This window comes from Pelagovum pacificum (assembly GCF_016134045.1).
GTDB classification, from domain to species: Bacteria; Pseudomonadota; Alphaproteobacteria; order Rhodobacterales; family Rhodobacteraceae; genus Oceanicola; species Oceanicola pacificus_A.
On the sequence record NZ_CP065915.1, the window covers coordinates 1,484,398 to 1,507,690 of the forward strand.

General features: G+C 66.1%; 24 protein-coding genes. 13 read left to right on the top strand and 11 right to left on the bottom strand.

Annotation, left to right across the window (positions count from 1 at the left end; translation table 11 throughout):
- Positions 1-79 precede the first annotated feature (79 nt).
- Positions 80-778, top strand: coding sequence for a fumarylacetoacetate hydrolase family protein (locus I8N54_RS07350; protein ID WP_140193183.1), 699 nt, complete (start codon positions 80-82; stop codon positions 776-778).
- Positions 775-1,635: an inositol monophosphatase family protein gene (locus I8N54_RS07355; RefSeq protein WP_140193182.1), complete on the top strand. Its 861-nt coding sequence runs from the start codon at positions 775-777 to the stop codon at positions 1,633-1,635. The genes I8N54_RS07350 and I8N54_RS07355 overlap by 4 nt, the downstream gene beginning before the upstream one ends.
- On the opposite strand, the gene I8N54_RS07360 is transcribed toward I8N54_RS07355, so the two are convergent.
- The 3 genes from I8N54_RS07360 to parE form a co-directional block, all read right to left on the bottom strand.
- Positions 1,599-2,270 carry a hypothetical protein gene (locus I8N54_RS07360; protein ID WP_140193181.1) on the bottom strand — a complete coding sequence of 224 codons (672 nt, stop codon included), beginning with the start codon at positions 2,268-2,270 and terminating at the stop codon, positions 1,599-1,601. The genes I8N54_RS07355 and I8N54_RS07360 overlap by 37 nt on opposite strands.
- A 110-nt stretch (positions 2,271-2,380) precedes the next feature.
- Positions 2,381-2,818: a nuclear transport factor 2 family protein gene (locus tag I8N54_RS07365; protein ID WP_140193180.1), complete on the bottom strand. Its 438-nt coding sequence runs from the start codon at positions 2,816-2,818 to the stop codon at positions 2,381-2,383.
- A 282-nt stretch (positions 2,819-3,100) separates the two neighbouring features.
- Entirely contained in the window at positions 3,101-5,059 is a 1,959-nt protein-coding gene (gene parE, locus I8N54_RS07370; protein WP_140193179.1) for a DNA topoisomerase IV subunit B, read from the bottom strand.
- Positions 5,060-5,338: 279 nt separating this feature from the next.
- On the opposite strand from parE, the gene I8N54_RS07375 reads away from it, so the two are divergent.
- On the top strand, positions 5,339-6,292 hold the full coding sequence (locus I8N54_RS07375; RefSeq protein ID WP_140193178.1) for an isopenicillin N synthase family dioxygenase: 954 nt from the start codon (positions 5,339-5,341) through the stop codon (positions 6,290-6,292).
- Positions 6,293-6,383: 91 nt separating this feature from the next.
- The gene (locus I8N54_RS07380; RefSeq protein WP_140193177.1) at positions 6,384-7,283 is read left to right on the top strand and encodes an NAD-dependent epimerase/dehydratase family protein; all 900 of its coding nucleotides are present in this window, start codon (positions 6,384-6,386) and stop codon (positions 7,281-7,283) included.
- Positions 7,284-7,339: 56 nt separating this feature from the next.
- Here the strand turns inward: I8N54_RS07380 and I8N54_RS07385 are convergent, their stop codons facing one another.
- Positions 7,340-8,593 (bottom strand): lytic murein transglycosylase, encoded by a 1,254-nt coding sequence (locus I8N54_RS07385; protein WP_140193176.1) that lies wholly within the window; start codon positions 8,591-8,593, stop codon positions 7,340-7,342.
- 158 nt (positions 8,594-8,751) lie between these two features.
- Between I8N54_RS07385 and I8N54_RS07390 the strand changes: the two genes are divergently transcribed.
- A complete protein-coding gene (locus I8N54_RS07390) occupies positions 8,752-10,149 on the top strand; it encodes an MATE family efflux transporter (RefSeq protein ID WP_232790447.1) in 1,398 nt (465 codons plus the stop codon).
- Here the strand turns inward: I8N54_RS07390 and I8N54_RS07395 are convergent.
- Together I8N54_RS07395 and I8N54_RS07400 are read right to left on the bottom strand one after the other, a co-directional pair.
- A complete protein-coding gene (locus I8N54_RS07395; protein WP_197097467.1) occupies positions 10,146-10,844 on the bottom strand; it encodes a fused DSP-PTPase phosphatase/NAD kinase-like protein in 699 nt (232 codons plus the stop codon). The two genes, I8N54_RS07390 and I8N54_RS07395, sit on opposite strands and share 4 nt — an antisense overlap.
- 62 nt (positions 10,845-10,906) lie before the next feature.
- Positions 10,907-11,326, bottom strand: coding sequence for a hypothetical protein (locus I8N54_RS07400; protein ID WP_140193173.1), 420 nt, complete (start codon positions 11,324-11,326; stop codon positions 10,907-10,909).
- Positions 11,327-11,500: 174 nt separating this feature from the next.
- On the opposite strand from I8N54_RS07400, the gene I8N54_RS07405 reads away from it, so the two are divergent.
- Positions 11,501-11,806, top strand: coding sequence for a hypothetical protein (locus tag I8N54_RS07405; protein WP_140193172.1), 306 nt, complete (start codon positions 11,501-11,503; stop codon positions 11,804-11,806).
- A 4-nt stretch (positions 11,807-11,810) separates the two neighbouring features.
- Here I8N54_RS07405 and I8N54_RS07410 read toward each other — a convergent pair whose 3' ends face one another.
- The gene (locus I8N54_RS07410; protein WP_140193171.1) at positions 11,811-12,410 is read right to left on the bottom strand and encodes a LysE family translocator; all 600 of its coding nucleotides are present in this window, start codon (positions 12,408-12,410) and stop codon (positions 11,811-11,813) included.
- Positions 12,411-12,483: 73 nt separating this feature from the next.
- Between I8N54_RS07410 and I8N54_RS07415 the strand changes: the two genes are divergently transcribed.
- A complete protein-coding gene (locus I8N54_RS07415) occupies positions 12,484-12,936 on the top strand; it encodes an Lrp/AsnC family transcriptional regulator (RefSeq protein WP_140193170.1) in 453 nt (150 codons plus the stop codon).
- Between the two features lie 33 nt (positions 12,937-12,969).
- Here the strand turns inward: I8N54_RS07415 and phaZ are convergent, their stop codons facing one another.
- Positions 12,970-14,247, bottom strand: coding sequence for a polyhydroxyalkanoate depolymerase (gene phaZ / locus I8N54_RS07420; protein WP_140193169.1), 1,278 nt, complete (start codon positions 14,245-14,247; stop codon positions 12,970-12,972).
- Positions 14,248-14,364: 117 nt separating this feature from the next.
- Between phaZ and I8N54_RS07425 the strand changes: the two genes are divergently transcribed.
- The 3 genes from I8N54_RS07425 to phaR all read left to right on the top strand — a co-directional run bounded on the left by I8N54_RS07425 (position 14,365) and on the right by phaR (position 17,678).
- Positions 14,365-16,170, top strand: a complete 1,806-nt coding sequence (locus I8N54_RS07425; protein WP_140193168.1) for a PHA/PHB synthase family protein — start codon at positions 14,365-14,367, stop codon at positions 16,168-16,170.
- A 151-nt stretch (positions 16,171-16,321) separates the two neighbouring features.
- Positions 16,322-16,777, top strand: a complete 456-nt coding sequence (locus I8N54_RS07430; RefSeq protein WP_140193167.1) for a phasin family protein — start codon at positions 16,322-16,324, stop codon at positions 16,775-16,777.
- A 325-nt stretch (positions 16,778-17,102) separates the two neighbouring features.
- Positions 17,103-17,678 (top strand): polyhydroxyalkanoate synthesis repressor PhaR, encoded by a 576-nt coding sequence (gene phaR / locus I8N54_RS07435; RefSeq protein WP_140193166.1) that lies wholly within the window; start codon positions 17,103-17,105, stop codon positions 17,676-17,678.
- A gap of 8 nt (positions 17,679-17,686) precedes the next feature.
- On the opposite strand, the gene pyrC is transcribed toward phaR, so the two are convergent.
- Positions 17,687-18,730 (bottom strand): dihydroorotase, encoded by a 1,044-nt coding sequence (pyrC, locus tag I8N54_RS07440; RefSeq protein ID WP_140193165.1) that lies wholly within the window; start codon positions 18,728-18,730, stop codon positions 17,687-17,689.
- Between the two features lie 108 nt (positions 18,731-18,838).
- Between pyrC and I8N54_RS07445 the strand changes: the two genes are divergently transcribed.
- Positions 18,839-19,123, top strand: coding sequence for a hypothetical protein (locus I8N54_RS07445; RefSeq protein ID WP_140193164.1), 285 nt, complete (start codon positions 18,839-18,841; stop codon positions 19,121-19,123).
- Here I8N54_RS07445 and I8N54_RS07450 read toward each other — a convergent pair whose 3' ends face one another.
- Positions 19,124-20,101, bottom strand: coding sequence for a phosphoadenosine phosphosulfate reductase (locus I8N54_RS07450; RefSeq protein ID WP_140193163.1), 978 nt, complete (start codon positions 20,099-20,101; stop codon positions 19,124-19,126).
- A gap of 324 nt (positions 20,102-20,425) precedes the next feature.
- Between I8N54_RS07450 and I8N54_RS07455 the strand changes: the two genes are divergently transcribed.
- Positions 20,426-21,322: an AAA family ATPase gene (locus I8N54_RS07455; RefSeq protein ID WP_140193162.1), complete on the top strand. Its 897-nt coding sequence runs from the start codon at positions 20,426-20,428 to the stop codon at positions 21,320-21,322.
- Here I8N54_RS07455 and I8N54_RS07460 read toward each other — a convergent pair.
- Complete coding sequence (locus I8N54_RS07460; protein ID WP_140193161.1) at positions 21,319-21,927, bottom strand: hypothetical protein; 609 nt, start codon at positions 21,925-21,927, stop codon at positions 21,319-21,321. The genes I8N54_RS07455 and I8N54_RS07460 overlap by 4 nt on opposite strands.
- Positions 21,928-22,033: 106 nt before the next feature.
- Here I8N54_RS07460 and I8N54_RS07465 point away from each other — a divergent pair, with 106 nt between their 5' ends.
- Positions 22,034-23,284, top strand: coding sequence for a vWA domain-containing protein (locus tag I8N54_RS07465; RefSeq protein WP_140193160.1), 1,251 nt, complete (start codon positions 22,034-22,036; stop codon positions 23,282-23,284).
- Positions 23,285-23,293 lie beyond the last annotated feature (9 nt).

Genomic DNA, 23,293 nt, shown 5'->3' on the forward strand with positions numbered 1-23,293 from the left:
CGCTTATGATGACGGGCGATGTTGACGCGCCCCGCGGCGGCACTCAGGGTGTAACTCCCGTCCACATGACCCGGTTTCCATGCCCGACTACCTCTTCCCGCCCGCCGAAATCCCCACGCTCGAAATCGCCGGCGACAGCCGCCGCATACCTGTCGGTCGTATCTTCTGCGTCGGTCGCAACTACGCCGCCCACGCCGCCGAGATGGGATCCGACGTCTCGCGCGAGGCGCCCTGGTTCTTCACCAAGTCCCACAGCGCGATCTCTACCGGGGGCGAGGCGGCCTATCCGCCCGGCACCTCCGACTGGCAGCACGAGGTCGAGCTCGTCGCCGTTATCGGCAAGCCGCTCTGGAACGCCAAAGCGAGCGACGTCGCCGACGCGATCTGTGGCTGGGCGGTCGGGCTCGACATGACGCGGCGCGACCTTCAGGCGGCCGCGAAGGCGGCGCGGCTGCCGTGGGATGTCGCCAAGGACGTGGAGGGGAGTGCTGTGATCGGCACGGTCACGGCGTCTGACAGCTGGCCCGGACCCGGACAGCAGTCGATTACCCTTCATGTGAACGATACCGAACGGCAGTCCGGCACGCTCGACCAGATGGTCTGGTCCGTCCCGGAAGTGCTCGAACATCTGTCCGCGCTCTACCACCTCGTTCCCGGTGACATCGTGATGACCGGCACCCCCGCTGGCGTCGGACCGGTCTACCCGGGCGACCTCCTGCGGGCCTCGGTGGACGGGCTCACGCCGCTGTCCCACCTCATCGGACCGCCTGCGCCATGATCGACCGCTCCGCCGAGACGGCGTTGATCGAGCTCGTCCGCGAGGTTGCCAAGGCCGAGATCCTGCCCCGCTTCCGGCGGCTCGACGCGACGGAGATCGACACCAAGAGCGGCCCGGAGGACCTCGTCACCGCCGCCGATCTCGCCGCCGAGGCGAAGTTGGTCGAGGGGATCGCCCGCATAATGCCTGACGCCGAAGTGGTCGGCGAAGAGGGCGTGGCCGCCGATCCGTCGCGGCTCGACCTGCTGTCGGGCAGCGGCTGTGTCGTGGTGGTGGACCCCGTCGACGGCACCTGGAATTTCGCACGCGGGCTGGCGGTCTTCGGCGTGATCCTCGCCGTGGTGGAGGACGGGCGGACAGTGTTCGGCCTGCTCTACGACCCGGTGTTCGACGACTGGTTCGCGGCCCGCAGGGGCGGCGGCGCATGGACCGGCGGGGCAGGGCGCGTGGACCGGCCCCTGACGATCGACGGCACCATGCCGGTGTCGGAGGCGTCGGGCTACGTGCCCGTAAATCTCTACCCCGAAGAGCTGCGCATGGCCGTCTCGCAGGCGACGTTCCGAACCGGCGGCGCGCGGTCGCTGCGCTGCTCTTGCCACGAATACCGGCTGCTCGCCTCCGGCGCGGTGGACTACCTCATCAGTGGACTGCTCAAGCCGTGGGATCACCTAGCCGGCGCGCTCATCACGCGCGAGGCGGGCGGTTTCGCGGCGATGATGGGCGGTCAGCCCTATCGGCCCTTCACGACGGAGGGTCAGCTCGTCGCGGCCAGCTCCTACCCGCTTTGGTCAGGGGTTTCGGAACTGTTCGAGACGGCGCTTCAGTCGCAGATGCCGGCGAGCTCGACCTCGTCGTAGGGCAGCAGCACCGATTGCGGCGCACGCCACTCGCCGATCGGCATCTCCTGCGACAGCAGCGCCCGCAGCCGCTGTGTCCGCGAGGCTTCGGGGGCGAGGGCCTGACAGCAGACATATTCCTCGACCAGTGCGCCCTGCTGTTCGTAGCCGTAGTCGGCGAAGCGGGGCAGGGCGTCGCTGTCGAAGAGATACGGGTCATCGACCATCGCATGCTCGGACGCGACGCCGTACAGGGTGTAGCCCGTCTGCTCGCGGTTCTGCCATTGCCAGACATGGGTCAGCTCATGCGCGAAGAACATCGCCGCGACGAGGTTCATCCGCTCCGGCCAGTCCTGGAGGTAGTCGGCGAGATACCAGTCGGGATTGGTGATGACGTGGTCGAACAGGGTGATCCCCGCCGTTCGCGCCTCGTAGGTCGGGCCGTCGTTCGGCGGCAGGATGCGTTCGCGACAGGTCGTGCGCGGCCGGGTAGGGTAGGTGAAGGCGAAGGCGCCGACCGGCCCGGCCTCGGTCAGGCGGACCCGGCCATAAGCGGTCTCCTCCCCGACGATCTGGGCGGCAAAGGCCTGCTCCGCCGGTGTCAGGGGCCGGGTGCAGGCGGACAGGAAAAGGAGGCAGAGGATCAGCAGTCGCATGTCGGCAGCATAACGGGCCGCACGGCGGAGGGAAGATCCCGCGCGCCGGCTGGCGTGACGGCAAGCCGCTGGAATGGCGGCATAAATCGGGGCGCTATCGGAATGGTGATCTAGAGCTCCGTCGCGTCCTCGACGCTGATGACCTGCAGCATCTCGCGCTGGATGAGCGGCTGTCCGTCCTGCACCTTCCAGACCTGCAACAGCCGCGCCCCGACCAGTGCGCCGTCCTGGCGCAAGGTCATGTCGACGACGGCCACGACTCCGGTGTCGCCCACGTCGCGCACGTCGAACGGGTCGAGCCGCAGGTCCTCGAACCCGTCGGACATCGCGTCTGCGTAATATTCGGCGATGATATCGGAGCCGATCAGGATCCGCTCTCCGGGCGGGATCAAGAAGGCCATGTCGTCGTAATAGCTCATCATCGTGTCGAGATCGCCTTGGTTGTAGGCGTAGCGCGCCACGTCGATGGCCTGCAGGACGGCGGAGCTGTTGTCCTGCGCCGCGACCGGCGTCGCGAGCAGGGCGATCAGGGGAAGAAGGCGGCGCATCGGGCCACTCCATGTCGGTTGACGAATGGAGCCAGCGTGGCCGGATGGGTGGCGCCCCGGCAAGTCAGGGTATCCGTAGGGACGTGCTAGATGCGCAGTCGGCTGCGACCCGTAGGGTGCGCCCTTGGTGCGCACCCTACGGAGTCAGTAGGACAGGTCGGCAATCCGTTCGAGATAGCGCAGTTCGAGGCACCGGTCGTTCGACCCGCAATTAACTTGGTCAGTTAATTGAGGCCCGAAAGAGTTGCAGAGGTGAAATTCCCGGCTCGTCAGCTGCGCGTCCTACACATCCAACTCCTCGACGAACCGCGCGTTCTCCGAGATGTACTGGAACCGCAGTTCGGGCTTCTTGCCCATCAGGCGCTCGACGAGGTCGGCGGTCTCTCCCGGCTCCTCGTCGTGCAGCGAGACCCGGATCAGCTTGCGCGTCGCGGGGTCCATCGTCGTCTCGCGCAGGTCCTTGGCGTCCATCTCGCCGAGGCCCTTGAACCGCTGGGTGTCGATCTTGCCCTTGCCGCCAAGGCCCTTCGCCATCCAGATGTCCTTTTCCCGGTCGTCGGCGACATAGAGCCGCTTGGCCCCCTGGGTCAGCCGGTAGAGCGGCGGGCAGGCGAGGTAGAGGTGGCCGGCGTCGATCAGCGGGCGCATCTGGGTGTAGAAGAATGTCATCAAAAGCGAGGCAATATGGGCCCCGTCGACGTCCGCGTCGGTCATGATGATAACCTTCTCGTAACGCAGGTCGTCTATGTTGAACCGCGTGCCGAGGCCGCAGCCAAGGGCCTGGGACAGGTCGTTGATCTCGGCATTCGATGACAATTTGGAGGAGGCAGCCCCCAGAACGTTCAGAATTTTCCCCCGAAGCGGCAGCAGCGCCTGTGTCTTGCGGTCTCGCGCCATCTTGGCAGAGCCGCCCGCCGAGTCGCCCTCGACGAGGAAGATCTCGGTGCCGTCCCGCGCCCCGTTGGAGCAGTCGACCAGCTTGCCGGGAAGCCGCAGCTTCTTGGTGGCGGACTTGCGGGCCGTCTCCTTCTCCTGCCGGCGGCGGAGACGCTCTTCGGCGCGCAGCACGAGGAAGTCGAGGATCGCGCCAGCGGACTTCGTGTCGGCGGCCAGCCAATTGTCGAAATGGTCGCGCACGGCGGATTCGACCAGCTTCGCGGCCTCCGTCGTGGCGAGGCGGTCCTTGGTCTGACCGACGAACTCCGGCTCGCGGATGAAGCAGGAGACGAGCGCGCAGCCCCCCGTCAAAAGGTCTTCGCGCGAGATCTGCGCGGCCTTCTTGTTGTTGACGAGCTCGCCATACGCCCGGATGCCCTTGAGGATCGCGGCCCAGAAGCCGGCCTCGTGGGTGCCGCCCTCCGGCGTCGGGACGGTGTTACAGTAGCTCTGCAGGAACCCGTCGCGCGCCGGGGTCCAGTTGATCGCCCATTCGACCTTGCCGGGGACGGAGAAGCGGGACTGGAAATCGACCGTGCCCGCGAACGGCTTGTCGGCGTAGGTCGAGGCGGAGCCGAGCGTCTCCTGCAGGTAGTCCGAAAGACCGCCGGGGAAGTGGAACGTCGCCTCCTGCGGTGTCTCGCCGTCGTCGATCGCGGACTTCCAGCGGATCTCGACCCCCGAGAACAGGTAGGCCTTGGAACGCACCATCTTGAACAGCCGCGCGGGCTTGAACCGGTGGTGGCCGAAGATTTCCTCGTCTGCGTGGAAGGTGGTCGTCGTGCCGCGCCGGTTGGGGGCGTTGCCGATCTCCTCCACCGGGCCGAGCGGGATGCCCCGGGAAAAGCGCTGTTCCACCAGCTTCCGGTCGCGCGCGACCTGAACGACCATGCTGTCCGACAGCGCGTTCACGACCGAGGCGCCGACGCCGTGCAGGCCACCCGACGTCTGGTAGGCCTTGCCGGAGAACTTGCCGCCCGCGTGCAGCGTGCAGAGGATCACCTCGAGCGCAGACTTCCCGGGAAATTTCGGGTGCGGATCGAACGGCATACCCCGGCCATTGTCCGAGACGGCAACGGAATAGTCGGCCTGAAGCTCGATCTCGATCCGGTTGGCGTGGCCGGCGACGGCCTCGTCCATCGAGTTGTCGAGGATCTCCGCCACGAGGTGATGGAGCGCACGCTCGTCCGTGCCGCCGATATACATCCCCGGTCGCTTGCGCACAGGTTCCAGCCCCTCGAGGACCTCGATGGAGGAGGCGTCGTAGCTGTCGGGACCGCTCCCGGTCAGGAGATCGTCAGGCATGCTCGCTGCTCTTTCTGGCGTTTTGATTGCCAGATATTGTGGCAGGCCAGACAGGGCAGGGCAATGGCTGCGTCGCGCTTGTCCACAGCCAACTCCGGGCCGAGAGCCGCGGGCGAGCCTGCGGGATTCCGGCTCCGCCCATTCGGCGGGCAGTCCGGTGCAGTCGCGTTGCGCCTGCTGCGGCATCTCGGCCTGATCGGCAGGTCCGCTCGCCCCTCGCGATTGACGGTGTGCCGGATTCGGGAAAAAGGTCGGGCAAGCGTTCGAGGGGTCAGGACCATGTCGCATGTCGTCACGAACGTCCCGGTCATCGACCTGGGCGCATTCGAAGCGGGCACGCCGTCAGAGCGCCGTTCTCTGGCCTCCGCGGTCGACGAGGCCTGCCGCGAAACCGGATTCCTCACGATCTCCGGCCACGGGGTGCCGGACGCGGACATCGCGGCCGTGCGAGCTGCGGTCCGTGCTTTCTTCGACGGTCCGGCCGAGGCGAAAGTCGCGCTCAGACCGGGGCCCGGGCGGCCCTATGGCTACCTTGGCGTCGGCTCGGAAGCGCTGGCCAGATCGCGGGGCGAGGAGACTCCACCCGACCTGAAGGAGAGTTTCAACGGCGGTCCCCTGACCTGCCCGGCAGACGAGACCGATCGCGACGCGCTCGCCTTCTGCTATGCCCCGACGCCCTGGCCCGAGGTGCCGGGGTTCCGCGCCGCCTGGGAGACGTACTACGCCCATATGGAGGACCTCGCCGCGCGGATCATGGCGATGTTCGCGGTCGCGCTCGGCAAGCCGGAGGGCTTCTTCCAGCCCTATATCGACAGCCCGATCTCCGCCTTGAGGGCGCTGAACTACCCGGCGACCGAAGGTCCGGCCGAGGCCGGGCAGCAGCGCGCCGGGGCGCATACGGACTATGGCTCGCTGACGATCCTGCTGCCCGACTCCGGCAGCCGCGGCCTCGAGATCCTGGCGCAGAGCGGAGACTGGGTGCCTGTCGACGCCCCCGAAGGCGTTTTCGTGATCAACATCGGCGACCTGATGGAGCTCTGGACCGGGGGGCGGTGGCGGTCGACCCTGCATCGGGTCGTGGTGCCGCCGGAACTGGCCGGCCAGCGGCGCGGCTCGCTCGCCTTCTTCCATCAACCGAACTGGCATGCCGCGATCCGGCCGTTCGAGGGACGCGCCGACGCTGTGACCTCCGGGCCGTACCTGATGGGGAAATTCGCGGCCGCGACGGGCTGACGCGCGGCGCAGCGGGAAGAACGCGCGTGGCCCGGCTTGTCCTCGCCTGCGGGGGCGCTAGGCTCCGCAGCCTGACAAACGGGAGGACAAGATGCGCATCTTTTTCACAGGCGGCAGCGGCAAGGCGGGACGGCACGTCGTCCCCTACCTGATCGAGCAGGGGCATAAGGTGGTGAACGCGGACCTCGTGCCGCTCGATCACCCCGGCGTGCAGAACCTGAAGGTCGACCTAACCGACGCCGGACAGGTCTATTCCGCCATCAACGGATGGGGCGGTTTCGAAGAGCTCGAGTCAGGCAACGGTGTGCCGAAGTACGACGCGATCGTGCATTTCGCCGCGATCCCCGCGATCCTCTTCCGCTCCGAAGGGGAGACTTACCGCAATAACGTGATGAGCACCTACAACATCATGGAAGCGGCGGCGAATGCCGGGATCAAGAAAGTGATCTTCGCCTCGTCGGAGACGACCTACGGCATCTGTTTCCGGGACGGCGAGATCAAGCCGCAGTACGTGCCGGTCGACGAAGAGCACCCCACGGTGCCGCAGGACAGCTACGCGATGTCCAAGGTGGTGAACGAGGTGACGGGGCGGTCCTTCCACGAGCGCACGGGCGACGACGTTTACGGCCTGCGGATCAACAACGTGATCGAGCCGCATGAATACGCTCAGAATTTTCCGGAATTCCTGAACAATCCGGGCAAGCGCCGTCGCAACATCTTCGCCTATATCGACGCACGCGATCTGGGCCACATGGTGGAGTGCTGCCTGAAGACCGATGGTCTTGGCTACGAGGTCTTCAACGTGGCGAACCCGGACATGTCGACCGCCGCGAAGACGGACGACATCATTCGCGAATTCTACAAGGGTGTCGAGGTAAGACGCGAAATGGGCGCGGACGAGACGTTCTACGCCATCGCCAAGGCGCAGCGGTTGCTGGGCTTCTCGCCCAAGCATTCGTGGCGCGAGGTCCTCGACGACCCGAACGCGTAAACGGATTTTCAAGGAAAATCCGATATCGATTTTTCGGCGAAAAATTGTACGGAAAATTAACCGAGGCGGGCCAGTAGCGCCCGGCTCGGGGTTCCCGTGACGGCCAAGCCGTTTGCGCGCTCGTACGCCTCGATTGCCGACGTCGTGTTGTCGCCGACCACGCCGTCGGGCGTTCCGGCATCGAACCCGGCCCGGTTCAGGCCGGCCTGCAGCGCCTTGCGATCGTTGAGCGTCAGCCCGTTGGCATCAGGCGGGAAGGCGGCCTGCAGCGGACCGCCGCCTGCAATCCGGTCGGACAGGTGTCCGACACCGATCATGTAGTTCACGGCATTGTTGTAGCGGCCGATGACTTCGAAGTTTCGCCATGTGACGAAGGCTGGCCCGCCTGGCTGCGGCACGAGGATCGCCGCCGCACCGTGATCGGGCAGGGGCTGTCCGCCGAGCGTGCGCACGCCCGCCGCGTTCCACTCGCCCGTCGCGCGGCGGTTGCCGCGACCGATCCCGGAAAGTCCGGGGGGAAGCCGCACTTCCATCCCCCAGGGCTGTCCCGCCCGCCAGCCGTTCTCGGCGAAGTGGTTGGCGGTCGAGGCAAGCGAATCCGTCGGATCCGCAGACCAGATGTCGCGCCGCCCGTCGCCGGTGAAGTCCACGGCATAGGCCTGGTAAGTCGTGGGGATGAACTGGGTGTGGCCCATGGCCCCGGCCCAGCTTCCGGTCATGTTCGCCGGCGAGGTGTCGCCATTTTGCAGGATACGCAGCGCGGCAAGGAGCTGGCTTTCGAAGAAATCACCGCGCCGGCCGTCGTAGGCCAGCGTCGATGTGGAGGACACGACCGGGATCAGGCCCTTGCGGTTTCCATAGTTGCTCTCCATCCCCCAGACAGCAGCGACCACATTGGCGGGCACGCCGAACCGCGACTGGATCGCCGACAAGGCGGACTGGTGCTGGGCGAACCGGGCACGGCCGTTGGAGACACGCTCGTCGTTCGCGGCGATGGCGAGGTAATCTTCCAGCGTGCGCGTGAACTCGGCCTGGTTGCGGTCGCGGCTGACGACGCCGGGCAGGAAGCCGGCGCCCCGGAAGGCGGTATCGAGGGTCGAGGACGAGATCCCGCGCGACGCGGCGCGGCCCTTGAAGCTGGCGACCCAAGCGTCCCAGCCCGCATTGGCCTGCGGCATCAGGTCGGGGGTAAGCGGAACTTCGCCTCCGCTGCTCGAGGCGCCGCCGCCGCCGACGCGCGGCGCGCCGCCGCAGGCGGTCAGCAGTCCGGCAGCAAGTCCGAGGGTGGCGTGGCGTCGGGTCAGTTTCATGTCTCTGCTCTCATGGTCTCATCCTCTGGCGGGATGTGGTCCGGTCTGGCGCCGGGGACGGGCGCGGTCGGGACCAAGGATAAGGCGCGGGCCGCTCGGACGATAGCCCCCTCGTACGCACTGGACCTTTCGTCGCCCATTCGACTAAAGCCCGGAGCATGACCGTTCTGCTGCCCAAAGACCCCAAAGGCCCCATGGCGACCGGTGCGCGCGGTCATGCGCGCGCGCTGTTGACGCTCGGCCTGCCGCTGGTCGGCTCGAACGTCGCGCAGATCATGATGGCGATGGCCGACACGCTGATGCTTGGCTGGTACGACGTTACGGCGCTCGCCGCTTCGACGCTCGCGGTGTCCTTGTGGATCCTGCTGTTCCTGCTGGGGGCCGGGTTCTCCAACGCCGTGATGACGCTCGTCGCCGCCGCGCTGGAGGAAGACGACGCCGTCACCGTCCGCCGGGTGACGCGGATGGGGCTCTGGCTGAGCCTGCTCTTCGCCCTGCCGTGCCTGCCGCTATTCTGGTGGTCGGAGCCGCTGTTCCTCGCCATGGGACAGGAGCCCGACGTTGCGGCGCTGGCGCAGGATTATCTTCGAATCCACGGCTTCAGCATGTTTCCGGCGATGGCGATCATGGCGCTCAGGGCGATCCTGACGGCGACGGAGCATACTCGGATTATCCTCTGGGGCACGATTGTCGCGGCGCTGCTCAACGCGGGCCTCAACTGGGTCCTGATCTTCGGCAACCTCGGCTTTCCCGAGCTCGGCATCCGGGGCGCCGCGATCGCGACGCTGATCCTGCAGATCGCCGGAGCACTGCTCTTCGCCGTCTACGCGCTCGTTCGGATGCCGGAATACGATCTCTTCACGCGGCTCTGGAAGCCGGACTGGCCGATCTTCGCCCGGGTGTTCCGGCTGGGTGTGCCGATCGGGCTTACCACGCTGGCCGAGGCGGGACTGTTCAATGTCTCGGCCGTCATGATGGGCTGGATCGGAAAAGTGCCGCTCGCCGCGCATGGCATCGTGATGGAGCTCACCTCGATGGCCTTCATGATCCACCTCGGCTTCAGCCAGGCCGCGACCGTGCGGGCGGGGCGCGCCTATGGCCGACGGGATGAAGCGCAGCTTCGCTCCGGCGCGACAGTCGCGCTGGCGATCACGGGCGGGCTGGTCGCGATTTCGATGTGCCTGTTCCTGCTGCTGCCGGCGCCGCTGGTCGGGTTGTTCGTCGATCCGGACGATCCGCTGCGGGACCAGATCCTCGCCACGGGCGTGACGCTGCTGGCGGTCGCCGCCTTGTTCCAGGCTGCGGACGCGGCGCAGGTGATGACGGTCGGGCTTCTCCGGGGCGTGCAGGACACGAGCGTGCCGATGGTCATCGCGATCGTCACCTACTGGGGCATCGGATTGCCTGCGGGCTACCTGTTCGCCTTCACCTTCGGTATGGGCGCAATCGGAGTCTGGCTCGGCATGGCGCTTGGCCTCATGTCGGCGGCGGTGGCGCTGTCGTGGCGGTTCTGGCGCAACACGAGGCGCTTCGCGACGCGTCCTCTCGTCGCCTAGCCCTTAGGGACGGGCGGACAGGGGATCGGGCAACCGTTCCGGAACCCCGCTGTCAGCGCTTCGGGATCGTAGCCGGTGCGCACCCACTCCAGCAGTCCGATGCCGGTCTGTAGGTGGTGGTACTCGTAGAGGTCGAGGAAGTAGTCGAGGATCCCCGCGCTCGAGCGGCGAATATGAAGGTGGCGGAAGCTCAGGTGCCGCTTCGCCTCGGAAATCGGCACGCCCTCATGGAGGTGCATGTAGATGACCGAGGCCATGCCGGTCCGGTCGGCACCGCTTTTGCAATGCAGCAGCAGCGGACGCTCGGCGACTTCCAGCGCGGCGATCAGCTCTTCGATCTGGCTGACGAGGGGGGCACGGGTGGCCCGCATCTTCACGTCGATCAGATCGAGCCCGAGGCGCTCGCAATTTTCCTTCAGGAACAGGTAATGCGCGAAGACATCCTTGCCGCGCAGGTTCACGACCGTCTTCAGCCCGTGGCGCCGCTGCAGGTTGCGCAGCCGCCGCAGCGTCGGCTGGTTGGAGCGGAAGATCCCCGGGGCGATCTCGGCCTGATTGTGCAGAAAACGCCGCCAGTGGGCGTGGTCGAGCCAGTTGTAATGCCAGAACGACTGCCGCCGCTCGAGGTCGCCGGTGATGTCCTGACCGAAGCCGCGACGCCAGTCGCGTTCCGCCTTCTCGAGATATTTGCGCAAGCCTTTTGCCATCGGCGGTCAGATGGCGCGGGGCGGGCGGGATTGCAAGGCAAAGCGCGGCGTCATTCGTCCGGCGCGCCGCGCTCCTTCAGCATCCGCTCGGCCTTCTTGCGCACCAGCACAGTTCGCAGGTCGTGCATGGCAAGCAGCAACGTGTCCGTTACCGCCTCCAGCTGCTCGTCGGCTGCGGTGGACTGGGCCCACTGTGTGGTCGCGTTCATGTAGTCGACCGCGCGGAAGATGTCGTCGATGTCGCGCTGCGCGAGGATCTCGGCCCGCTCGGCCATCCACGCTTCGATCTCGGCGAGGTCCTCGGGCGAAAGGGCACGGTCGCCGTGCGGCTTGATCTCGCCCTTCTTGAGATTGACGACGGCAATCTGGTCCATCTCGATCCGGCGCTGCCGGTTGGCGGTATCCACCCGGAAGACGAGGGCGCCGTTGTCACGCACCCGGAAATAATAGTCGGGAAGGTCTGCTCCCATGGATCGCCTGGCCCAGTTTTTGTCCTGTCCGAGCTTTCTAGCCGGTCGGGCGCGGTCCAGAAAGCCTGATTTCACCCTTTGTTATCCGATACCAAAGCGCCGAACTTGGATAGCGCGGGCACCTTGGGCCATGTCCCGGTCAGGCCGAAACAGGCAACAGACCGGAGTATTTCCATGACGTCCATTTACCTGACCGCAGGCGCGCTCGCGCTGTGCGGCGCGGTCGGACTCGGCGCCGTCGGCGCCTTCGACCTCGATGAATTCCTCGACCGATCGCCGACGCATTTCGACCGGGGGGCAGTGCCCTCGACTGCCGAGTTCCGGGAACTGCTCGATGGTGGTGCCTTCGACGGGCTGGAGCAGGACGACGGGCGGGCGTGGCTCGACCGCGTCGGCATGCCGTCGGGCGGCAGCTCTGTGACGCTCACCCACCCGACGGGCCAGACCTTCCGCGTGATCGACGGCAAGGTCGTGGACTGAGCGTTCAGTGCGTCAGGATCGGGTAGAGCGTCGCGACGAGCAGCAACGCCATCGTGACGTTGAAGACCCGCTGGCGCCGCGCATTGGTGAGAAACCGGCGCATCTGCTGGCCGAGCGTCGTCCAGATCGCCGTCAGTGGCAGGCACACCAGCCCGAAGATCGCGGCCGCAACCATAAGCGAGGGCAGGGTGCGGTCGGGCAGGTAGGCCGTCGAGACCGTCAGCGCCATCGCCCAGGCCTTCGGGTTTACCCATTGGAACGCCGCTGCCTGCAGCGCGGTGAGCGGGCGTGCCTCGGCGGCGGGACCGTCGGCTGAGGGCGGCTTTGCCGCGCCGATCTTCCATGCGAGGTAGAGCAGGTAGACCAGCGCCGCGATCTTGAGCACGTCGAAGGCGGCCGGGTAGGCGTCGAACAGCTGCGACAGGCCGAGGCCGACAATCAGGATCAGCGACACGACCCCGAAGGCGATCCCCGCGATATGCGGCAGCGTCCGGCGCAGGCCGAAGTTCGCGCCACTGGCCATCAGCATCACGTTGTTCGGGCCGGGCGTGCCGGTCATCACGAAGGCGAAGGCGAAGATGGCGAGGACGATTTCAGGTGTCATGGCGGCAGGATCGCGCGATCGCGGCGAAATGTGCTTGCAAAGTGGGGTGCTGAAGGCGCATTTCTCGCAATGAATGAGCGAAATCGACGATATAAGCCGCAGGATATTGCGTGTTCTGGCCCGCGATGGGCGGATCAGCAACCTCGACCTCGCCGCCGAGGTCGGGCTGTCGCCTTCCGCCTGTCTGCGTCGGGTGCAGGAGCTCGAGCGGCGGGGCGTCATCACCGGCTACCGTGCGCGGCTCGATCCGTTGCAGACGGGGCGGGGGTTTCTTGCCTACATCACGGTCGGGCTGGCTGAACATACCAAGCAGGCGCAGGAAGGGTTCGAGCGTGCGATGCGCGCCGCGCCCGAGGTGGTCGAGTGCCACAATGTCACCGGCGTGTTCGAATATCTTCTGCGCGTGGAAACGGCGGACCTCGCCGCCTACAAGGCGTTTCACACCGACCGGCTGGGGACGGTGCCCCATGTCCGGTCGATCACCAGCTATATCGTGATGGGTTCCCCGAAAGACGACCGGACCTGAGCGGGACGCCCGGACGGCTCTTGGGCGAGCCGTCTACTCCGCCGCCTGCGCCGACGCAGGGCGAGTGGCCTTTTTCGGCGCGGCCGCGTTCTGGTCGATGAAGCCCAGCACCAGCGGCCGGATGTTGTTCCGCCACGACCCGCCGGCGAAGATGCCGTAGTGACCCGCGCCCGGCTCGATGTGCCAGGCTTTCTTCGCATCGGGCAGGCCGGTCAGCAGGTCGAGGGCCGCGCGGCACTGGCCGGGGGCGGAGATGTCGTCCTCCTCGCCCTCGACGGTCTTCACGGCGACCGTGGTTATCTTGGAGAAGTCGACCGGCACGCCGTCGATGGTGAAGGCGTTGCGCGCCACTTCGCGGTTCTTGAAGATCCGCTCGACTGTGGAGAGGTAGAACTCCGCCGGCATGTCCATGACCGCGAGGTATTCGTCGTAAAAGACGTTGTGGCGGTCCTGCTCGGACGCCTCACCGTGGGCGACCCGGAAGATCTGGTCGGTGAAGGCCTTGGAGTGGGTGCCCATGTTCATCGAGATGAACGACGACAGTTGCAGCAGGCCCGGGTAGACCATGCGGCCGACGCCGTCGTACTTGAAGCCGACCCGCTGGATCATCGTCTGTTCGAGCTGACCCATGGTGACCGAATTGCCGAAGTCGGTGACTTCGGTGTGGTTCGCCTCGGGGTCGACGGGGCCACCGATCAGCGTCAGCGAGCGCGGCTGCGCGTCCGGCTCTTCCTGCGCGAGGAATGCCGTGGCGGCCAGAACCAGCGGCGCGGGCTGGCAGATCGCGATCAGATGCAGATCGGGGCCGAGATGACGCATGAACTCGGCGCAATAAAGGGTATAGTCCTCGATATCGAACTTGCCGCAGGAGACGGGAATATCGCGGGCGTTCTTCCAGTCGGTCACGTAGACTTCGCAGTCAGGCAGCAGCGAGACCACGGTCTTGCGACAGAGCGTGGCGTAGTGGCCCGACATCGGCGCGACGAGCAGAACCCGGCGCTTGCGCGGCTTGCGGTCGACGACGTTGAAATGGATCAGGTTGCAGAACGGATGGTCGACGAGCGTCTCGATCTGGACGACGTGGTCCTTGCCGTCGTCACCAGTGATCGAGGGGATGCCCCAGTCGGGCTTCACGACCATACGTTCGAACGTGCGCTCCGTCACCTCGCCCCAGGCCTGCAGCCAGGTCGTCATTGGGGTCGGTACGGCGGCCATGGCAGGGTAGGAGCCGAGCGCCCGCGCCGTCGCGCCGAGCCACTGGTTCGTGTTCCGCGCCGTTTCCATCAGGTCGTAGGTGAACATGCTCTTCATGCGAGGGGCCTCGATCGCGGGGTTGGCGCATCCGGCTCGAGGCACTATTCAATCGCCTGTTGCTCAGCGGGCCGTCGACGGATGCTGCAACTGCAAAGTTAGGGGGGGAGCAGCGATATGACAACCGAAAGTTCCGGAAATGGTGAAGCGGGCACGCCCGCCCTCGCCAATCTTGAAGCGAATATCGCGCGGATCGAGGAGCTCAGCCAACGGCTGGTGACCGCCCTGTCCAGCAAGCGATCGGTTCCGCAAGCCCTGCAGGCGCCGAGCGGCGAACTCTACATGAAGGCGGCGACGGCCTACTGGGCCGACATGATGCACAACCCCGCGAAACTGATCGAACATCAGGTCGGCTACTGGGGCAAGACGCTCAAGCATTACGTCGAGGCACAGCAGGCTCTGGCGACCGGCAACCTCGTCGCGCCGCCGGACGAGACGCCGACCGACCGGCGCTTCTCCTCGCCGCTCTGGCAGACCCATCCCTATTTCAACTTCGTCAAGCAGCAGTACATGCTGAATGTCGAGGCGATCGATTCCGCGGTGCAGCAGATCGAGGGGATGGACCCGCGCGAAAAGCAGCGGCTCGAATATTTCTCGCGCCAGATCATCAACCTGTTCAGCCCGACCAACTTCCTCGGCACCAACCCCGAGGCGCTGTCCCGCGCGGTCGAGACGGAGGGGGAGAGCCTCGTGAAGGGGCTCGAGAACCTCGTCGCCGATCTTGAGGCGAACGAGGGCGAGATGGTCGTCTCGCTCGCCGATCGCGACGCGTTCAAGGTGGGCGAGAACATCGCCGCGACCGAGGGCGAGGTTGTCTGGCGCAACCACATGTTCGAGCTGATCCAGTACAGCCCGACCACGGAAGAGGTGCACGAGACGCCGCTCATCATCTTCCCACCGTGGATCAACAAGTTCTACATCCTCGATTTGTCTGAGCGGAACAGCCTCATCAAGTGGATCGTCGATCAGGGCTACACGCTGTTCGTGGTAAGCTGGGTGAACCCCGACGCGACCTACCGCGACACGTCGATGACCGACTACGTGGAAGAGGGCTACCTGACCGCGATCCGCGAGGTGAAGGCGATCTGCGACGTCAAGAAAGTCAACGTCGTCGGCTACTGCATCGCCGGCACAACGCTCGCCGCCACGCTCGGCGTGATGAAGAAGCGCAAGGATCGGTCGGTGAACTCCGCCACCTTCTTCACCACGCTCACCGACTTCTCCGATCAGGGGGAGGTCGGCGTCTTCCTCGACGACGACTTCGTCGATGGGATCGAGGCCGAGGTCACGCGGTCGGGCTACCTAGACAGCTTCTACATGAGCCGGACCTTCAGCTTCCTGCGCAGCAACGACCTGATCTATGCGCCGGCGATCCGGAACTACATGATGGGCGAGCGGCCGCCGGCCTTCGACCTGCTCTACTGGAATGGCGACGGCACGAACCTGCCCGCGAAGATGGCGGTCGAGTACCTGCGCGGCCTCTGCCAGCAGGACAAGCTCGCCACGGTCGGCTTCGAGGTGGCGGGGGAGACGGTGACGACGCGCGACGTCGACGTGCCGCTCTGCGCCATCGCCTGCCAGACGGACCACATCGCCGCGTGGCGCAGCTCCTACCGTGGCATCGCGGGGATGGGGGCGAAGGACAAGACTTTCATCTTGTCCGAAAGCGGACACGTGGCCGGGATCGTCAATCCGCCGTCCAAGAAGAAATACGGCCACTACACGAACCCGGACCTGACGCTTGGCCCGGACGAGTGGCTGGAGGCGGCGGACAAGCACGAAGGCTCCTGGTGGCCGCGCTGGATCGCCTGGCTGACGGGCCGTTCGGGGAAGATGATTCCCGCGCGAGAGCCGGGAGACGAGGCGCATCCGCCGCTATCGCCCGCACCCGGGACCTACGTGGTTTCCTCTAAGGAAGCTTGAGCCTTTCTCAAGTCGTTGAAAAGGCGGCAGGCTTCTTGCTGCGATGCACTATTTTTCGCCGCAGTGCAGAGAAACCCTTGATTTGCTGCGGTGCAGCATGCATATTCCGTCGTGTCGCAGCAAACTTTTTGCCACTTAAGGGAGACCTCCAATGGCCACGACGACCAAAACGCCCGACCTGACCACCATGTTCAAGGACATGATGGGTTCGTTCCCGGTTGACACGAAAGCCATGGAAGACGCTTTCAAAACGCACACCACGCTCGCCGAGAAGCTTTCCGGCGTGTCGATCGACGCCGCTCAGAAGAGCACCGATCTGTCCGCCAAATGGGCCTCCGACACCTTCACCAAGATGTCGGCCCTGACCAAATCGAAGTCCGAGCCCGCCGACTACGCCAAGGCGATGACCGAGTTCGCGTCCGCCTCCGCCGAGTCCGCTGCCGAGCACATGGCCGCCTTCGCCGAGATCGCGAAGAAGGTTCAGACCGAGACGATGGAACTGATGCTCGCCGCCGGCAAGGACATGTCGGAAGAGATGACCGCCGCCGCCAAGAAGGCGACCGAGGACATGTCCTCCGCCGCGAAGAAGGCCGCGACCTCGAAATAATTCGAGCAGAACGGGCGACGGATCGGGACCCTCCCTGCCGGTCCGCCGCCCGCGTCTTTCCGGATCGTCACACCCATGTGGCCCGGGAAGGTGAAGGAAAGATCTCGGGGAGGGACAATCGCAACGCGGCCCACCGGGCCGCGTTTCGCTTTTCGGCACACCGCCTTCCTGCTGCACGCGCAAGAGCGTGCCAGTTTGACGAAGATGCCCGGAAACCCGTCATAAGCACCCATTTCATGCAACCGATCACCGAGGGTTGTGCGTTAGAACTACGCGGCGTAGCATCGAATTCTGCGATGCCGCAAAGTGTCTGGGAGGACTGGGCTTGGCCGAAAGCACGAACAAACCGCTGCTGATCAAACGATATGCCAGCCGCCGTCTCTACAATACCGAGACTTCGGATTACGTGACGCTCGAGGATATCGCGACGTTCATCCGCGAAGGTCGCGAAGTTCAGATCGTCGACCTGAAATCCGGCGACGACCTCACGCGGCAATACCTCCTTCAGATCATCGCCGAGCATGAGAGCCGGGGGGAAAACATGCTGCCCGTCGAAGTGCTGACCGATCTGGTGCGCAGCTACACGACGCAATCCATGTCCGTCGTGCCGCAGTTTCTCTCGATGAGCTTCGACATGCTCCGGCAGGGGCAGGAGAAAATGATGGAGAACATGGGCACCATCAACCCGATGTCGCAGATGGGGGCGATGAATCCGCTAAGCCAGATGCCGGGCTACGACGCCATGCGCAAGCAGCAGGAAACCTTCCTGAAGGCGATGACCGGCGGAATGATGGGCACGTCCGGCCCGGCGATGGAGCCGGGCGAACGGGGTGACGACCTCGACGCGATCAAGAAGCAGCTCTCCGAACTGCAGGACAAGCTGAACAAGATGGGCAAGTAGCCCGGCGCTCAGCTGTCCTCGACGCGCCAGTGCAGCGGAAAGCCCGGATCGAAGATCGTTACCGGGCCTTCCCCCGTCTCGACCGATTTCGGCAGGTCGAGCGGTTCGCCCTTCACCATCGTGATCGTCTCGTCATTGGCGGGCAGGCCATAGAAGCGCGGCCCGTTGAGCGAGGCGAAACGCTCCAACTCCTGCAATTTTCCGGCCACGTCGAACACTTCCGCAAGGCAGGACATCGTGACCGGGGCCGAATAGACGCCCGCGCAACCGCAGGGCTGCAGCTTCGCAGGATCGGTGTGCGGCGCGCTGTCGGTCCCGAGGAAGAAACGCCCGTCACCTGAGACCGCCGCCTCGACCAGGGCCACGCGGTGCTTCTCGCGCTTGGCGACCGGCAGGCAGTAATAGTGCGGCCGGATCCCCCCGGCGAGGATGTTGTTGCGGTTGATGATGAGGTGGTGAGTCGTGATCGTCGCGGCGAGCCGCTTGGGGTGGTCGCGGACGTACTCGACGGCGTCGGCCGTCGTCACGTGCTCCATCACCACCTTCAGCTCGGGCAGCTGGCGTTTGAGCGGGTGAAGCACCTTCTCGATGAACACGGCCTCGCGGTCGAAAATGTCGACGTCCGCGTTCGTCACCTCGCCATGCATGCAGAGCGGCATGCCGATGTCGGCCATACGTTCGAGGACCGGGCGGACGGCGGTCATGTCCCGAACGCCGGAGGCGGAATTCGTCGTGGCGCCGGCGGGGTAGAGCTTGACCGCCGTGGCGATCCCGTCGCGGAACGCACGCTCCACGTCGTCGGGGTCGGTCTGCTCGGTCAGGTAGAGCGTCATCAGCGGCTCGAAGCGCGCGCCCTCGGGCAGGGCGGCCATGATACGCTCCCGATAGGCGACGGCATCGGCGGCGGTCACCACCGGCGGCACCAGATTGGGCATCACGATCGCCCGCGCGAAATGGGCGGTTGTGCCGGGCAGGACGCCTTTCAGCATCTCCCCGTCTCTCAGGTGGAGGTGCCAGTCATCGGGGCGGCGCAGCGTGAGGCGATCTGTCATGCGGTCCGATAGCACTCCCCGCCGGGCCAGACCAGATCCCCGAAGTCCTTGCGCGGTCGGGTCAGGCTTCCGATATTGCGGGCAGGCTGATCCGAAAGGGGTACGAAGATGCTGGGGTTCCTGGTCGCGTTGCTTGGCGGTTTCATCGCAACCAACATGGAAGAGACGCTCGCCCGCCCGGTGGCGCGTGCGCTCGCGCCCCGTATCGTGGTCGAGCCGGGCGAGATGAAGTTGCTGGCCTTCATGCTGACGATGCTGATCGTCGCGATCCTGCTGGCGATCTTCGACTGGGACTCGCCGGTCGGCTTCATGCTTGGCGGAACGCTCGGCTGGTTTGCCAACCGGATCGTCGCCGCCGTGCGCGCTGGCATCGACAGCCGGTCCGAGGACTGATCACTCCGCCGCGGTCACGTCGCCACGGTTTTCCAGCGCCTTGAGCTTGTTGCGGAACACCGGGCGGTTGGTGTGCTCGATCCCCCAGCGACAGACGCGCTCGGTCAGGTCGATGCGCCCGGATTGCTGCGTATGGGTCAGCAGGCTGCGCAGGTAGGGCATGTAGCGGCGCCGCGCCCGGTAGAGCGACCGGAACCCGGCGGCATCCAGCGTGCCAAGCATCGCCCCGCGCAGGACATCATCGAGGATGTGCATCCCCTCAAGCGCGCGCTCCAGCTCGTCACCGAGGTGGGGACAGGGCAGGCGCAGCACGTTCGGCCGCCGGAACAGGGCGGCGTGCATGTCGTCGAGCGTCAGTTCGGGATCGAACAGCACGTAGGCCTGCCGCGCGGCGTCCAGCATGTCGGGCGCGAAGCCGTAGCGGCTCTCAAACTCCAGCCGCCGAGCGGGCAGGAAGCGCCGGTCCCACCGGGTCGTGTCGGGCGTCAGCGTCGCCTGCGGGCGCAGCGCCACGACCGCCGCGCCGGGCGCCGCGACCGAATAGGCCGCCGCCGCATAGCCGCCAGAGCCCGCGCCGTAGAACAGGACGTTGTCGTAGCTGTCGAAGAAACCGTCGTCGGTCATCCGGTCGATGAAGTCGTAGACCGCCGGATTGCGGAACCATGTCTCGGACGCGCTGAACAGGGTGAGCGAGGTCCATCCTTCGGAGCGGGCGAGACGCCAGCCCCGCGGCTCGCGGCCCGGGTTCGCCTCCTGGACGCGCGGTATCACCTCGAACGCGACCATCAGGTTGCGGTTTCCCTCGATCAGGACGGCGTCGTGCGCGGGGCCGAGCGCTTCGTGGAACCCGAAGTCCCAGCCGGCCTCGCGTACTGCGTCGAGCCACGCCTTCCCCGAAAGTTCGGAGAGATCCACATCGAATTCCATCGTCTCTTCGACCATCGCCCCCACGCCTCGCGACAGGTCCTGTCCGGCCAAGGTGGCCGGCGGTTCGGCAGCGAAAATGGCTCGTCGCGAGGCACCGCGCAACCCTCGACGCCGCGGTGCCGCAAGCGCCCGGACCCTGCGGAATTGCTGAAATGCCAGTTAATCAAGGCTTAACCGCCGCCGCACAAATGACAGATTTGAACCAGTGGTTTCACAATGTTGTCGCCATTCATGGCTCATGCTGTGACGGTCGGGACAGGGACAGCCGATTGTTTCCCTCCATGGGAGAATCTCGCGCCATGAAGAGTCGCCGCCGGACAGCGCCACCTTGACCCCTGCTGCGCCAAGTGCAGCTATGGCCTGAGGAGGCCGCCCATGAACACGATCGAAGACGTAGAGAGCGCACTCGCCGGTCAGGACTACATCTGCGACCGGCCGCTCGCGACGGTGCTGTTCCTCGCCCTCCGGCTTGGCCGTCCGCTGTTTCTCGAAGGGGAGGCGGGGACCGGCAAGACGGAGATCGCAAAGGCGATGGCGGCGGCGCTCGGCCGGCGGCTGATCCGGCTTCAGTGCTACGAGGGGCTCGACGCGTCCTCTGCCGTCTACGAGTGGAACTTCGCGGCGCAGATGATCGCGATCCGGACGGCCGAGGCGGCGGGTGGCACGGATCGCGCCGGCCTGCAATCCGAGCTGTTCGGCGAGGACTTCCTGATCGAACGTCCCCTGCTGGAAGCGATGCGACCCCAGCCCGGCGGCCCGCCCGTTCTGCTGATCGACGAACTCGACCGCACGGATGAGCCGTTCGAGGCGTTCCTGCTCGAAGCGCTGTCCGACTTCCAGGTCACGATCCCGGAACTCGGCACGATCAAGGCGCCCGAACCGCCGATCGTGATCCTGACGTCCAACCGCACCCGCGAAGTGCACGACGCGCTCAAGCGGCGCTGTCTCTATCACTGGGTGGATTACCCGAGCGCGGAGCGTGAGATCGAGATCCTGCGCGCCCGTGTGCCAGAGGCGGCGGACGCTTTGTCGCGCAACATCGTCGCCTTTGTGCAGCGCCTGCGGACGGAGGACCTGTTCAAGAAGCCGGGCGTGGCGGAGACGATCGACTGGGCCAAGTGCCTGCTCGCCCTCGATGTCATCGACCTGTCGCCCGAGGTCATCAGCGACACGCTCGGCGCGATCCTGAAGTACCAGGACGACATCCAGCGGATCGAGACGTCGGTGACCAAGCAGCTGTTGGAGGAGGCGCGGACCGCCGCGGCCGTCTAGCGTTGGCGGCGCAGGCGCTCCACGTAGTCGACGAGGTCCTCGACCGTCGCGACTTCCCACGGCTCTTCCGGCGTTCCCGACCCGTAGGTCAGGCGGATGACGTAGTAGTAGGGCTCCGGCCCGAGCAGGCGGATCAGGACATGGTCGGCGTCCGGTTTCACCGGCTCGGCGATGCCGATCACGTTGAAGCGCCCGGTGCGCAGCACGGAGGTCGCGGGCTGTTCGCGCCGGACCTGACCGACCATGCGGGCCGCGACGACGCCTTCGACCACGGTCCAGCCCTCGGGGAGCGGCTGGTCGTCGAGGTCGTGGGGCATGTCGCGGCTTGGGTCGAACAGCCGTTCGAGTTCCGCCAGCGACCGGATTGCGCGGATCATCGGCGCGCGCTCGGTGCGTTTCGGGCGACGGCGCAGGCGTTGAAGCAATCCGCGCAGGGGACTGCGGCGCGGCGGCTCGCTCCAGTCGAGCTCGATCACGAAGAACGGGGCGCCCCAGCCGTCGATCTCGAACACCGCTTCGTTGCCGTTGCGCGCGGCGCCGATGCAGGTGATCGGATGCCGGAAGATCGGATCGCGGGTATCGCGCTGACGGCGAAGCTGGCGCACCGCCCTTTCCGCGCTGTCCGCAGTAACCGGACCCCACCCGGGGGGCCATTCGCGATCGACCACTTCGCTCATTTTCGCACGTTAACAACTGATCGGGAGGGGAGATATGCCTGACATCTCCGTGCTCGATATTCCGCCAGATGGCAAGCTGGTCCGCAACATCGTCCACTTCGCGCGGGCGCTGAACCGGGCCGGTGTGCCGATCGGATCGGGCCGTGTCGCTGATGCGGTGCGCGCGGTCGAGGCGGCGGGCTTCACCGACCGGGCCGACTTCTACTGGACGCTGCACGCCTGTTTCGTCTCGCGGCCCGAGCATCGTGCGATCTTCGCGCAGATCTTCCGTCTTTATTGGCGCGATCCGCGGTTTCTCGAACAGATGATGTCGATGATGCTGCCGATGGTGCGCGGCACGCAGGAAGAGCGCAAGGCGCGGGCGGCGGAGCGTCGCGCCGCCGAGGCGCTGCTCGACGGACGCGGACCCGAGCCGCCGGCAGAGGAGGAAGAGCCGGAGGAGGTCGAGATCGAGATCGACGCGTCGCAGACCGCCTCCGCGCAGGAAAAGCTACGCTCGCTCGATTTCGAACAGATGTCCGTCGACGAGATGGCCGCCGCCCGCCGCATCCTCGCGACGCTCGACCTGCCGGTGCGACCGATCGCGACCCGACGGCTGGTCGGCGCGCCGCGCGGCGATCGGGTCGACTGGCGCGGCACGATCCGCCGCTCGCTGCGCACCGGCGGCGACATACGCGACATCGCCCGACGAAAGCGGCGCACGCGGATGCCGAACCTCGTCGTGCTGTGCGACATATCCGGGTCCATGTCGCACTATTCTCGGGCCGTTCTGCACTTCGTCCATTCCGTCGCCAACCGGCGCGGGCAGGGTTGGGCGCGCGTGCATGCCTTCACCATCGGAACGCGGCTGACCAACATCACCCGGCACCTCGCCACGCGTGATGTCGATGCCGCGCTCGCAGCCGCCGGGCAGGAGGCGCGGGACTGGGAGGGGGGGACGCGGCTCGGCGCGTGCCTGACCGCCTTCAACCGCGACTGGTCGCGGCGGGTCATGGGGCAGGGCGCGGTCGTGCTGCTCATCACCGACGGGTTGGAGCGGGACGTCGACAGCGGCCTCTCCGCCGCGATGGAGCGGTTGAGCCTGTCCGCGCGGGAGGTCATCTGGCTGAACCCGCTGCTGCGTTTTGACGGTTTCGCGCCACGCGCCGAGGGGATCCGGGCGATCTTGCCCCATGTCGACCAGCTTCGGGCCGGTCACAACATCGCCGCGCTCGAAGGGCTGGCGCAAGCGCTGGCAGACCCGCGCGGCTCTGGCGAAAAGGCCCGGATGATGGCGATGCTCTGACGCGGGTGC